This window comes from Streptococcus mitis, from assembly GCF_965111725.1.
Classification (GTDB): Bacteria; Bacillota; Bacilli; order Lactobacillales; family Streptococcaceae; genus Streptococcus; species Streptococcus mitis_DV.
This window is the reverse complement of the sequence record NZ_OZ217341.1, coordinates 1,016,080-1,029,393: the sequence shown is the minus strand read 5'-3', so window position 1 is coordinate 1,029,393 and position 13,314 is coordinate 1,016,080. Positions and strand designations below refer to the sequence as shown.

Sequence of the window (13,314 nt, the reverse complement as noted above, 5' to 3'; positions counted from 1 at the left end):
TTATAAAGTACATTTTGGTAAAAGGTATTAATACGTTCAATTGTACATTTTTTATGAAAATATTTCTTTTTTAATCATTACAAAACTCGTGAATGTTGAATACTTAGTGGTATAATTAAAACATGACATATAGAAAGAAATAGCCCTATGGAAAACAATCATAGTGAAGTTCAAAAAAACAAATTGACAATTGATAAAGTCCCAGTTCAAAACAAAAAGCTTACAGAAGCCCTTAGAGTTTTTTATGAGACACTTAATCATTCAAGGTTGATTGAGGTTCAAAATAGTATGCTACAAGCAAATAAAGCTGCTGAAGCTGCGTTATCAAGTTTTAATTTTTCTAAGCAAATAGCTGAAACAACTAAACCGTTTCTAACAGAAATAAACTCAGCCACATCTATTTTAAATAACCAAACATATCTTAAAATTCTATCTGATACAGAAGCAGCAGTTAGTTCAATTCTTTTAAAAACTCAAATAGATAATATTGGACGGATGCTTGAGCCTATTCACAATATTTTTGATAAATCCACTTTTAATTTTACTGAAAGTTTAAAAGAATTTTTAAAGAAATACCATGAACCTTATTCTGAAACAGAAGCAGAATCAATCACATTAAATATTGAAAAACTTGCTGAAGAAGGTTGGGTAATTTACCATAGCTATAGTGATGACTATCGAACAATCTGCACTATAGATTTCGAAGAATTGATAAAGGAATGGCAAACTCTTTTAAAAAAAGATCTTGAAGATAAGGAGCTTATACAAAATTTAAAAGACTCAACGTATTACTCAGAACCCTTGATAGATTCTATGATCGAAAGTTATAGAAGCCAAAATTATTACGCTGCTTATACGCTTGCTACAATAGCAATTGATGGTGCATTAAACAGATTTTCAGAACCATTTTCAAATAAAGAAAGAATACCTGTTGGAAAATCTTCTGTTGATTTATTAAATAATCAAATTGTAAATAAGACGTTTACTGATATTAGTCTATTTCATTGGTTATTCAAATTTTTTAGTTATACTAACAACTTTACATTAGAAGAACCTAACAGGAACATGATTAGTCATGGGCGATGGGAGCGTCCACTCTTTGAAACAGATTTTTTAAAGTTATTTAATGTCCTTTTATGTATTCTAGAAAACTTTGAGTTTTTTCAGGGTGACTTGTTAAAATAACAGTGAATTAACGCTATTTGTTAAATAAAGAAAGGGGTTTGAAAATGGATATTATTGTTAACACGGATTTTATTAATACTATCATTACTTCCATAATTACATCAGGAATCATTGGAGTGTTCATTTCAGAATATTATCAAAGAAAAACCTTAGTTAAAAAAATGAAAAGAGATTTTGTGATAGAACTCTTTGCTAATAGATATATGTTGAAAGAAAGCTATTTGGGTGATGGAAATGAATTAAATAGATCACTCGGAAAAATACCCATTATTTTTTCTGATAATGAAGAAGTAATTAACTGTTATGATAATTTGCTTTCAGTAACAAATGATAAGAATTTTTTAAAGTTAATAAAATCTGTATGTAAAGATAAAAATGTAAATATTGATATTTCTAATTGGGATGATGAGATGATTATGAAGACGTTATCGATTGGTAAATGATAATCTTTTATTTAAAATTAATAAATTTTGATATAATAGATTTATAAGAGGCAAAGGAATTATAAAATGTGAAGATAATCATAGCTTACCCTGTTTTTATGATCAGATTGGTTTTTTATAAATATAAAAACAATTTTTTCATTGCAAAGTGAAAGCGAGGTATTGAGATGAGCTAAAATATAGAAATCAAAATCCCACAAGCCTTTCGTAATATTGTGGAAAGTTTTGATTAACGATATGTAACTGGGGGATTGTTGAAAAAAGATGCTATTTTAATCGTAAGATTTAGAAAGTAAGTAGTTCACTACAAATTGAAAGGAATTTAAAATGGAAACAGTAGTATTGCAAGAAATCTTAAACATTCAAAACCCAGAAGATTTTTACGTAAAATTGAATAAAATCGATCAATTTGGAATTGATACGAAAAGCCTTTATATTAATGACCAACCAAAATTATTGGAACAAATGGGATATCTCTATGACACTTTGCGTAAGACTAATAAACCTCATTTTAACTATGTAATGGACCGCCCTTATACCATTCACCTAATCCCATATGACGAAGCTAATAAATTGTGGCTCTTTGTAGGGGCTTACTCTCAAAGCGGCACTTACCAACAAACGTATGAAGACCGTGTAACGACTTATTACAAGTTGAATTTAGCTCCTGAGCACAGTAAGTTGAAAGGCCGTTTAATTGTTAAATTTGAGCGTCCTGACGGTTCACAACATGTACGAATTGGTTTGGAGTCTGCTACAGCTCAAGGATTTACGCTGCACTCTATTTTAGAGCGTGAAATCTCAAGTGTTGAATTTCAAGATTATCGAAACGTTCGCCTAACTTATCAAGAGTTGAAAAGCATTATTAAAAATCAAAACCCTACATGGAAAACAGCTTTGTCCCATTTGAATGCTATCTACCTTCAAACAGATACAAAGACAGGAAAGCAATATGTAGGTTCTGCTTACGGGAAACAGAAGCTTTGGGGGCGTTGGACAGAGTATGTTGAAACCTACCATGGTGGAAATAAGGCCTTGAAAGAACTCTTTGAAAAAGAGGGTGCAAGTTATTTTGAAGATTACTTCACTTATATGCTTCTAGAAGTTCTTCCAAGCGACAATAAAGAAATTGGAAATACAGTAATCAGTCGCGAATCTTGGTGGAAAATTGCTCTTCAAACTCGTGAATTTGGATATAACTGTAATTAAATGCGAATACTTGCTCAACAATTATGTAATATACTAATCGATAAAAAACCAACAAAATAAAGAGCCTGAAACAAAATAGATCTCAATCACATAAAAGCTAGAGTTCCGCCAACTGGAAAGCTCTAGCTTTTTTATAACTGAGGACCATTTTGTCTTAGACACTTTGTAAGTATAATGAGAATATTGTTTATTGAGGTGTTTTAATCATCTAGTCTAGAGTTAGACTAACGCTAGATAGTGTAGAAAGGAAGAGGGAGTTAAACTATTGTTTTACGAATATATAATGTGTATGAAAGGATAAAGGTGTTAAAATTTTAATAGATATGTTTAACTCATTATGTGATAAAACTTACAAGTTCTTTTTGTTATTCTTGACCTAGTTTTTATAGAAAGAAGGTCTAAGATGTTAAATAAAGTCAAAACTAAAGCCTTAATTAGTGTTGGAGCAGTAGCCGCAACTAGCTTTATTCTCATGATGGGATATACTGCTGGTCAACATTCTACTGCTAAACAAAGTCGCAAAGAAATCGAATTGGCTGCAGCTAAACTTGTAGAGGACAAACAAGCAGAAGATAAAGCCAGCATTTTGTCATCGGATACTGTAAAAGAATTTTTGACTCAGTACTATACGAAAGAAAAGCTCGGAGAAAATAATACACGTATTCAACCTTATATGACTGAATCGGCTTATTCTCAAGAATTGTCAAGTCAAAATGATGCCATGAACCAAGTTTATAAGGACTATATTTTGGATTATCATTTTGAAAAAGCAGATATCTTTGTCAATCAGACTACGAATCAAGCTATTGCCATGGTCTCTTATAATGTAACCTATGTATCTGATTTAAAGAATGCCAACCAATCAAAGACTAATCAGACAGAAACAAGAACAGTTAAGTTATCCTATTCTAAACTACCTGGTAAGTTATTGGTCAACCAAGTACAGGTTTGGAAATCTGGGTTAGATGATCTAGATAAGGCAACTCCTAAAACTTTAGAAGAATCATCATCAATACCATCACTGCCAAATACTACGACAAAATGATGATATTGCATGAAAATAGAAGAATGTAAGCAAATTTCAATTCTTGATGTAGCCAATCGTTTAGGTATCTCCTGTAAACAAGTTTCTAGCCGTGTCTATGAACATCCTGAACACGATTCATTCCGAATTTTTTCAACTACCAATACTTTTAAATGGTTTTCAAGAGATATTCAAGGTGATGTTATTGATTTTGTTCGACTTGTTAAGGGAATCTCTTTTAAAGAAGCTCTAGCTTTTCTTTCTGAAGAACCTTTTCAAAAAGAAGCTGTTCAAGAAAAAAGAGAGAGACCATTTTATTATCCTTTAAAGAGAGTAGAAGATTCTAACTGTAGTCTGGCCAGATATTACTTAACAAAATGTAGAGGAATCTCAGAAGAAATCATACAAAAGATGATTCAACAAGGTTTGATAGCACAAGCTAGTTGGAAAACAAATGAAACTGTTGAACCTGTTATTGTTTTTAAAAGCTTTGATCATCGTCACAAACTGCAGGCAGCAAGCTTACAAGGGATATTTAAGAATCACTCTCTTCCTAGAGAGAGGTTAAAAACGATTCTAAAAGGAAGCCATGGACATGTTGGAATATCCTTTGACATTGGTAAACCAAATAGACTGGTCTTTTGTGAATCGTTTATCGACTTGATGAGCTATTACGAACTTCATCAACAAAGTCTATCAGATGTTCGCTTGGTATCTATGGAGGGATTAAAAAGGTCTGTTGTCGCTTATCAAACTTTACGACTGATAGCTGAAGAAAATCAGAAGTTGGAATTTTTAGATACAGTAACACCTTCAAAGTTATTGTCTTTGATCAATACAATTCGTGATACCACCAGCTATTTTGATAATCATCCTGATTTATTGACACTGGCAGTAGATTGTGATGATGCAGGTAAAGATTTTTCTGATAAGTTATCTAGATCAGGATTTCCTGTTTTACTGGATTTACCTGATAATGAGTCTGGGAAAGAAAAACGAGACTGGAACGATATTCTTCAAGAAAACAAATCAGATTTAAAATTTATGCTTGAGAATGCAAAAGAGACATTGAGGAATCAACCAGTAAGGCAAACCTCTCAATGTTTAGAATTGTGATAACAAAATCAAGATGTTTTAGCTAATATTAGAATGAAGGAGGATCGTATATGACCATTATTGAACGCTTAGAAGAAAAGGTCACTAGGCAAGAAAGCAAGGTAGCAAGAGAGACAGAAAAACTAGCCGCTTATAAAGAGCAACTGGAGACAGCGATGTTTGCGACGTTCAAAAGGCGTCAAAGCATTAGTCACATGAGTTTTGAAGAAGCTCTTGACCATGCCTTTGGTAAAGAAAGACAATTCGATGATTCTGAATTTAGAAAGGATGAAATGAGTGAATGACAAAAGATTGGAATTTTAATCAACCATTAGAAAGTAAATCAGAAAATCAAGAAGATCCAGATAAAATTGCGGCCTTATTTGGAAATCATCAAGGAGGTAATGATGTAAATTATGAAGCAGCTTTTCAAAAGCGAAAACAAGCACCTGTGACGGCATCGAATCCTAGTTCTAAAAACAAAGTTACAGAGGTTAGAGCAGGAAAAGATACAGATATCACTACAAGTTATCAGCAACATCTTAAAAGACTGATTGCAGATAACAATAGCGATATTCAAAGTAGTCAAAAGAAAATTGAAGAGCTACATACGTTGATTGACACAAAGAATAAAGACAATAAGAAATTGCAGTCCATTTATGATGCGATTTCAGAATTACACTAAGCAGTCCTGATAGGCTGCTTTTTTTGAGAGGTTATAGATGTTTACAAAACTTTTTAAGAAAAAACAAGACAATAGTGATGTATTTAAGAAGCTAATTCATAGACTATCTGATATGCCCGTCCAAAATCTTGAAAAAATTGACAGACTGTTAGATATCATTTTCACTCCAGATCAAGAACCAGAACAAGTAAAAACAGAATCAATTTATAGGGAAGAAACATTGGACGACACATTAAAGGAAGCTAAGAACCAACTTCATAAAGAACAATTGGAGAAGAATTTAGAGAGATTTAGGAAAAATGGAATGAAATAAATGGTTTTATAAAATTTTCTTTTACTTGCATAAAGTCTTGTGTTATACTTTTAGTATAGACTAGAGAAGGAAGTAAATATTTTGGAGTTAACCACCAAGCAGGAAAAGCAACTAGGTCAGACGCAGTGGTTTCATGCGACATTGTTCCGACATTTAGAATCGTTAAAAAAAGGAATCGATGTCCAATTTAACTTAGGAAGTGAGCTAGACTTTGGACCTGGATTCTATATTACACCCGATTTTGAACAAGCTAGAAAATTTATCAATAAACAAGTTGAGGTATTAAATCGAAGTACCTCTAACAATAATATTTTTGACTCAGAAGAAGAAGTAGGTATTATAGTAGAATTTCGTATTTCAAATTTTATAGAAATTTTTAAGAACCCTGACTATCATTGTCACTATTTTGCAAAACATAAAAAGTCAGAGTCAGATTTAGATTTTGCGGAATTTGTCGTTCAAAATCGGGAAAATCCAGATGAATTACAACACCATTTTGATTTTATCTATGGTGTTCAGACTGATGACAATCCAACCCAAGCTTTAGCTCGTTTTCGTCAGAATGAAATTACAAAAGAAGAAATGCTTGCTGAGTTTAGAAAACCCTATTCTTTTAAACAATTATCCATTCACAACCAATCTTTTTGTGATATAATGAAAATAGAGAAAGTTTATCAATCAAAGACAGGAGAGGAGTTACAAAAATGGCAGTAGTATCGTTGGAAAATAATATTAAACTATATAGTTCAGAATTATTTCAAGCACTATTAAAAGCCTCTAATTATAAATTGGATGAGCGTATTGCTCAGACTGTTGCAGAAGGCTATGCTCGTAATCTAGATTATTCTGATCCTGAACTGATGCATGTTGGTGTAACTTCGGTTGCTAACAACCTGCTTACAAAAATTAAACAAGAGTATTTTATTGTATAGTATTTTGAAAAGCCACCGAAAAAGGAATTACTCTTTAAGGTGGCTTTTTTAGAAGTAAAGTTTAGGCTAGAAAAACAACAAACAACGCACCAATTTTGGTGCGTTCTGCTTTTTTATGCTATAATGGATTTAGAAAAATAAAGGAGTTTGCCATGATTGGAAAGAACATAAAATCCTTACGTAAAACACATGACTTAACACAACCCGAATTTGCACGGATTGTAGGTATTTCACGAAATAGTCTGAGTCGTTATGAAAATGGAACGAGTTCAGTCTCTACCGAATTAATAGACATCATTTGTCAGAAGTTTAATGTATCTTATGTCGATATTGTAGGAGAAGATAAAATGCTCAATCCTGTTGAAGATTATGAATTGACTTTAAAAATTGAAATTGTGAAAGAAAGAGGTGCTAATCTACTATCTCGACTCTATCGTTATCAAGATAGTCAGGGAATTAGCATTGATGATGAATCTAATCCTTGGATTTTAATGAGTGATGATCTTTCTGATTTGATTCATACGAATATCTATCTAGTTGAAACTTTTGATGAAATAGAGAGATATAGCGGCTATTTGGATGGAATTGAACGTATGTTAGAGATATCTGAAAAACGGATGGTAGCCTAATGGAAATCCAAGATTATACTGACAGTGAATTCAAACATGCTCTAGCACGGAATCTTCGTTCACTGACAAGAGAAAAAAAGTCCAGTAAACAACCTATAGCGATTTTGCTTGGAGGGCAAAGTGGTGCTGGTAAGACAACAATTCATCGAATTAAACAGAAAGAATTTCAAGGAAATATTGTTATCATAGATGGCGATAGTTTTCGTTCTCAGCACCCACACTATTTAGAACTGCAGCAAGAATATGGCAAAGACAGTGTAGAATATACCAAAGATTTTGCAGGGAAAATGGTAGAGTCTTTAGTGACCGAATTGAGTCATTTGGGATACAATCTTTTGATTGAGGGAACTTTACGAACGGTTGACGTTCCAAAGAAAACAGCACAACTCTTGAAAAGTAGGGGATATGAAGTGCAATTAGCTTTGATTGCGACAAAGCCTAAGCTGTCCTATCTGAGCACCCTTATCCGATACAAAGAACTGTACGCTATCAATCCAAATCAAGCACGCGCAACTCCAAAAGAACATCATGATTTCATTGTAAATCATCTAGTTGATAATACCCGACAGTTGGAAGAACTAGCTATCTTTGAAAGAATTCAAATTTATCAACGAGATAGAAGTTGTGTACATGATTCAAGAGAAGATAAAATTTCAGCAGCAGATATTCTTCAAGAGTTACTGTTTGGGGAGTGGAGTCAGGTAGAGAAAGAGATGCTTAAATCTGGAGAAGAAAGATTTAAAGATTTAACTAATTGAAATAGTTGTTAGAACACAAATTTTAAAATATAGTCTACTTATAACTTTTGTTAGTTGTTTAATTAAGGTGGGCGAAAATTTTTTAGAACCAAAAAACGCATAATCTCAGGTGTTGAAAAACTTGAAATTATGCGTTTTCTTGTGGGAAGATTTACTCCATTTTCTTCAGGAATTGAGATTTTGCCCATCTCTTTTTATTATATTTAAGGATATTTGAAAGATATATTTTAGAAAAACAATTATGGAGTTCTTAAATACAGAATATATTATAAATGCTGATTCAAAGTGAAGTTTTATATGTTTTTTGATTTTGTTGAGCATAAAATCTATTAACTAAATTCGAACTACAAAAATTAATTTTAGATGAACTAAACTGTAGGCTTTGGAAAGTTCTCTTATTCGATTTCAGAATGAATCGCTGATACAGGATTAAAAGAACTAAGTATTTCTTTTTGTTTTGAATGAGATACGTGAGTATAGATTTGTGTGATTGATATAGAACTGTGTCCAAGAATTTGTTGAATGTATCGAATATCTACATCATTATCTAGAAGCATTGTCGCAAAGCTATGTCTAAACATATGTGGTGTAATAGTTTTAGATAAGCTATTTTGTTCAACGATTCTCTTTATAACTAAACGTACACTTTGCTCTGACAATGGTTTAAGAGAATGTTTCCCTGGAAACAAGAAATCATTTGATTCATTTCTTGTTTTATTTATATATGTTTCTAATAAATTGAATGTTTTTTGATCTCCTAAAAATAGGATACGTTCTTTCTTACCCTTTCCTATAATATGGAGTGTCTTATTGGAAAGATTAATATCTTTGAGATGAATGTGGCAAAGTTCAGAAATTCTGATGCCTGTTGAAAGTAAAAGTGAAATAATTAGTAGATTTCTTTCAGCGTGTTGTTTTTGATAGTCAGTTTTAGATACAATTACTTTCCGTTCTAAATATATAAAAATGCTTTTCAGAATGTCATACGGAATCGTTTTAGGCAATACTTTTTCAGTTCTAAATTGAAAGCGCAATTGATTGAAGGGATTCTCTTCAATTATGTTCTGGTATTTTAGATAGTTATAAAACACCTTCATACAAGCAATTTTTCTTCTTAATGTATTCGTTTTTATGTTAGATCGTGTCAACTGTTCTATATAGGATTCGACATTATCATAGTCTGAGTTATAAAATTGCATAAGATCATTCTTATAAGCGCGAATCGTGTGCGAACTCAAACGCTTATGAGTTTTGCAATAATCTAAGTAAGTAGAAATAAGTTTATAATCCATAAAAATCTCCTTTATCAATAATCATGCTATTATAAACCTATTTAGGTGCTTTGTATAGCGATAATAAATTGTTATCGGTAGGAGAAGTCAGTGTATAAAATTAATAAATTTGAAGGTGAAATCTATCAGAAGTTAAATAAAATTCTTGATTCATATAACCAAGAACAGAATAGCGTAATAAATCTTGCTGCATGTATTAGCTATCCATTCACCGAAGTATTAGAGATTCAAAGTTTCCCTCTCGCTACTCTGCCAACAGAGGGAGCTGTTGAAAAACGCTTTTTTCCTCATTGTACTTCATTGGATAATATTGAAATATATTCAGAAGAATTGTGTCTTCAACTTTTTGATTTAAATCCTGGTGATTATAGAGTTAATGTGCAACCACATTCAGGAACTCAGGCTAACCAAATAGTCTATAATTGTGTTTTAGAAAGTGACGATTATATTTTATCGTTATCTCCAAAAGACGGAGGACATATTTCACACACTTATACAGGCAAAGGTACTGTAAAATATTATCACTTAGATCATGATTTAAATATTGATTATATCGAATTAAAGGAATTATTAGATAAATATAAACCTAAATTGATTATTATTGGTGCTTCATCGTATGGAAATGAATTTAATTATCAACAAATTTATGAAATTATAAAAGAGGTTAGCCCCAATACCCTTATTTTAGCGGATATTTGCCATAGTGTTTTATATATTATGGCAAAGCTACATAAGTCGATTTTTCCATATGTCGATTTCGTTACTTTTACAATGGATAAATGTTTACGTGGGCCTCAAGGAGGAGTACTAATGTATCGTTCTATATTTGAAGAAAAAATAACTAATTCAATTTTTCCTAGAACACAGGGAGGTCCTACACAAAATGCATTATTTGCGAAATGTATCTGTTTAATCAAATTATTATCAATAGATATTCAAGATTATGCACAACAGGTTATAAAAAATACTTTATTGTTTATAAAACAATTAAGTAAAGAAGGGGTTGATGTTGTTTATAAAAACTCAAAGACTCATATAATTTTAGTTAATCTACTGAATCTAAACTTGAGTGGTAAGGATGCAGAGAATCTACTTTTTCAACATAAAATATTAGTTAACCGAAATCAAATTCCAAATGATACACACGGACCAATGACGACTTCAGGAATAAGATTAGGAACAATCGGAATTACAAATTTATCCTATACTGATGATGATATTAAAAAATTAGCTAAACTAGTAGCTAATTTATTAAAATATAAACAATATGATTATTCCATATATTTAGATCTCATTCGCAAGTACCATGAACAAATTAATATCTCCAATTAGGAGAAAGACCTATACAGAAATTATATTTTTTGTAAGGAATCAACAGATAGTATTTAGTGAGTCCGTCTTGATAATCATCAATATAAGTTTTTTCACAAACAAAAGGAATATCATCAAATTGTTGTAAATTGTATACTATTTGAAATTTATACCAAGGATCGTCTATGAGTGGAATTTCTTCCTCAAAGTTTCTTAGTGAATTTTGAAATTCTGTAAAAGAGATTCTTTCAGAAATCAATTCAATAATTAATTTGTTTAACTTGAGCATCCTAATATCTAAGGTCAAAGCTTTAGGACATTCTTGAAGTGATTTATTTATAAACTTCAGAGATTGTTGATAATTTTTATTCATCAAAAAAATAATTGATTTATTACAATATGGTTCAAAAATTTCATTTGAATCATATTTTTTTAGTATTTTTATGGCCTTATTTAGATTCTCTAAAGCTATATCATATTCTCCGTCCCAGATATTAACAACACCTAAATTATTATATACTGTTGCAACAGGTATTTGATATTCATTACGTTGAAAATAGTCCAATGCTAGTTTGAGATTTTCGGTAGCTTCTTTAGTTGGGAAATAATGAGCAGAATTTCGTAAAATAATATAATAGAAGTCGTCTTTTTCTACAGAATTCATGCTTTCATTAAGGAGTTTAATTGCCTCTCGATCTTTACCTAAATGACCATAAGCATTTAGCTTGTAGAGTAATGTTCCAGAGCAATTTTCTAACTTTTCCAGTGATTTTAGCGCCTCCTCAAATTCATATTTTTGAATTTGAAATCTAGGATAGTATAGCTGTAAATCTTTTGAATAATTATCTTTTTGAAGACTGTTTAAAATAGCTAAACCTCCATTAAAATCAGAAATCCACTGGTACGAGTTCAACATATAATGTAAGTATTTTTCGGGTAATAATTCTATTAAATGAAGTATCTTCTTACTCAAAGATACAATGTAAAAATATGAATTTTTCCTGTATTCGATTTCAAGTAACTGTTTGATATATTCTACATTTTGCCGCAACTCTTCAATATTACATATATTTATTAAGCAGTGAATTAAATAAGCTAACTCGCCACCAACTCCTATAGATAGGATAGTTTGCTCTAAATATATTTTTAGATTGTTGGTTACTAATTGAAGATCAGAAGCATTTGTGTGATTTAAAATACCATTTACAATTGATTCGTGTGAAATTTTGATTTTATCATTTGTATCACCATTAATATAGACAAAACCTGCATCAATAAGGGATTTTAGAGAATCAGCTACTTCAGTATTTTCGTCTAATATAGATTTAATGTAGTTAAAAACTATATCTTTTTTCATACCAGCAGGAAAAATTGATGATATGATAAGTATATTTTTTTGAATATCTGGAAGTTTGTCATATATATCAGAAATATTAAATAATTCTGAATTTGGATTATCAATAAGTCTGTTAATAATTAATTCAATATCTTTATAATTACCTTGTGTTATCTGCCAGATTTGATTCAATTTGACATTATCAAGTAAAGCAATTTTATTTCTTATTAGTAATTTACACTCATCCTCAGTAAGATACGATAAATTTAATACAGTAGGAGTATAATTGTCCAATGTATCTAGTTTATCAATCGATTTTAACTTATCATTTGTTCGGTTTATAATTGTTAAAGAGATTCCGCTTTGAAGTGTATTAAAGTCATCTTCAAATTTTATTTTTATATCTTCAGATAAAAATTGATAATTATCAATAATAATATTAAGACGGATTTTTTTTGAAACATGACTGAAATATCTTAAATATAAATCATTTTCAAATATTCCCTCCTTTATTTCAGTAATAACTTCTTCCCAAGGATAATCAATTACTTTTTTGTAAGTTGTATCGAACGCAATAAACGATCTGATTAACCTAAGACTATGTTTCAGAGTTAGATTTGTTAGTTTTTGTTTTCTTAAATAATTTGAAAACGAATATTTTTGAGGTATTGATAAGCATAGATTTCTTCTGAATTGTGTTGGGACATACGCTCCTTTTAGTAGATTTTCAAAAAATTTATTACTTTCAAACCCATCATTTATAACATCAATGTAGAGAATAAAGGCTTCTTTATCATGGCTGTAAACTCGTTGACAAACCTCTTTGATTAGCTCGGTTTTACCACTACCACTTAAACCATTAATAATATATAAACTATTTTTATCATTACTAGAAAATTTAAAATGCTGTTTTAATTCTTCTATTTCAGTATCTCGACCGTAATACATAAAACATCTCCTACCGATAACAATTTATTATCACCAGTATACCATAAATTCATCTTTAGTAGCTTGATTTGTATAATGATTTTTTTAGTTAAAAATAGCATAAAAATCTAGTTATCCGCATAAAAACTGGACTTATCACACTTTATCAAGGTCA

15 protein-coding genes are annotated in these 13,314 nt (G+C 30.7%); 13 read left to right on the top strand and 2 right to left on the bottom strand.

The window, feature by feature from the left end; all coding sequences use genetic code 11:
• Positions 1 to 147 precede the first annotated feature (147 nt).
• The 12 genes from ACLV7Q_RS05120 (at position 148) to pezT (ending at position 8,273) form a co-directional block, all read left to right on the top strand.
• Positions 148 to 1,185: a hypothetical protein gene (locus ACLV7Q_RS05120; protein ID WP_218757105.1), complete on the top strand. Its 1,038-nt coding sequence runs from the start codon at positions 148 to 150 to the stop codon at positions 1,183 to 1,185.
• Positions 1,186 to 1,229: 44 nt separating this feature from the next.
• Complete coding sequence (locus ACLV7Q_RS05115; RefSeq protein WP_000351508.1) at positions 1,230 to 1,628, top strand: DUF6680 family protein; 399 nt, start codon at positions 1,230 to 1,232, stop codon at positions 1,626 to 1,628.
• A 327-nt stretch (positions 1,629 to 1,955) separates the two neighbouring features.
• A complete protein-coding gene (locus tag ACLV7Q_RS05110; RefSeq protein ID WP_218757106.1) occupies positions 1,956 to 2,837 on the top strand; it encodes a GIY-YIG nuclease family protein in 882 nt (293 codons plus the stop codon).
• Between the two features lie 403 nt (positions 2,838 to 3,240).
• Positions 3,241 to 3,882: a hypothetical protein gene (locus ACLV7Q_RS05105; protein WP_000933082.1), complete on the top strand. Its 642-nt coding sequence runs from the start codon at positions 3,241 to 3,243 to the stop codon at positions 3,880 to 3,882.
• Positions 3,883 to 3,891: 9 nt separating this feature from the next.
• The gene (locus ACLV7Q_RS05100) at positions 3,892 to 4,977 is read left to right on the top strand and encodes a toprim domain-containing protein (protein WP_218757107.1); all 1,086 of its coding nucleotides are present in this window, start codon (positions 3,892 to 3,894) and stop codon (positions 4,975 to 4,977) included.
• Between the two features lie 50 nt (positions 4,978 to 5,027).
• Positions 5,028 to 5,261 carry a DUF5965 family protein gene (locus tag ACLV7Q_RS05095; RefSeq protein WP_000152419.1) on the top strand — a complete coding sequence of 78 codons (234 nt, stop codon included), beginning with the start codon at positions 5,028 to 5,030 and terminating at the stop codon, positions 5,259 to 5,261.
• Complete coding sequence (locus ACLV7Q_RS05090) at positions 5,258 to 5,641, top strand: DUF5945 family protein (RefSeq protein WP_218757108.1); 384 nt, start codon at positions 5,258 to 5,260, stop codon at positions 5,639 to 5,641. The genes ACLV7Q_RS05095 and ACLV7Q_RS05090 overlap by 4 nt, the downstream gene beginning before the upstream one ends.
• Positions 5,642 to 5,678: 37 nt before the next feature.
• A complete protein-coding gene (locus ACLV7Q_RS05085; RefSeq protein ID WP_218757109.1) occupies positions 5,679 to 5,954 on the top strand; it encodes a hypothetical protein in 276 nt (91 codons plus the stop codon).
• 81 nt (positions 5,955 to 6,035) lie between these two features.
• The gene (locus tag ACLV7Q_RS05080; protein ID WP_218757110.1) at positions 6,036 to 6,668 is read left to right on the top strand and encodes a DUF3990 domain-containing protein; all 633 of its coding nucleotides are present in this window, start codon (positions 6,036 to 6,038) and stop codon (positions 6,666 to 6,668) included.
• Positions 6,659 to 6,886: a hypothetical protein gene (locus ACLV7Q_RS05075; protein WP_000301902.1), complete on the top strand. Its 228-nt coding sequence runs from the start codon at positions 6,659 to 6,661 to the stop codon at positions 6,884 to 6,886. Before ACLV7Q_RS05080 ends, ACLV7Q_RS05075 begins: the two co-directional genes overlap by 10 nt.
• A gap of 152 nt (positions 6,887 to 7,038) precedes the next feature.
• Positions 7,039 to 7,515, top strand: coding sequence for a type II toxin-antitoxin system antitoxin PezA (gene pezA, locus ACLV7Q_RS05070; protein WP_000579619.1), 477 nt, complete (start codon positions 7,039 to 7,041; stop codon positions 7,513 to 7,515).
• Positions 7,515 to 8,273 (top strand): type II toxin-antitoxin system toxin PezT, encoded by a 759-nt coding sequence (gene pezT / locus ACLV7Q_RS05065; RefSeq protein ID WP_218757111.1) that lies wholly within the window; start codon positions 7,515 to 7,517, stop codon positions 8,271 to 8,273. The genes pezA and pezT overlap by 1 nt, the downstream gene beginning before the upstream one ends.
• 395 nt (positions 8,274 to 8,668) lie before the next feature.
• Here the strand turns inward: pezT and ACLV7Q_RS05060 are convergent, their stop codons facing one another.
• Positions 8,669 to 9,565 (bottom strand): tyrosine-type recombinase/integrase, encoded by an 897-nt coding sequence (locus tag ACLV7Q_RS05060; protein WP_050088029.1) that lies wholly within the window; start codon positions 9,563 to 9,565, stop codon positions 8,669 to 8,671.
• Positions 9,566 to 9,655: 90 nt separating this feature from the next.
• On the opposite strand from ACLV7Q_RS05060, the gene ACLV7Q_RS05055 reads away from it, so the two are divergent.
• The gene (locus ACLV7Q_RS05055) at positions 9,656 to 10,897 is read left to right on the top strand and encodes an aminotransferase class I/II-fold pyridoxal phosphate-dependent enzyme (RefSeq protein ID WP_050088028.1); all 1,242 of its coding nucleotides are present in this window, start codon (positions 9,656 to 9,658) and stop codon (positions 10,895 to 10,897) included.
• Here the strand turns inward: ACLV7Q_RS05055 and ACLV7Q_RS05050 are convergent.
• Positions 10,881 to 13,160 (bottom strand): tetratricopeptide repeat protein, encoded by a 2,280-nt coding sequence (locus tag ACLV7Q_RS05050; RefSeq protein WP_050088027.1) that lies wholly within the window; start codon positions 13,158 to 13,160, stop codon positions 10,881 to 10,883. The two genes, ACLV7Q_RS05055 and ACLV7Q_RS05050, sit on opposite strands and share 17 nt — an antisense overlap.
• Positions 13,161 to 13,314 lie beyond the last annotated feature (154 nt).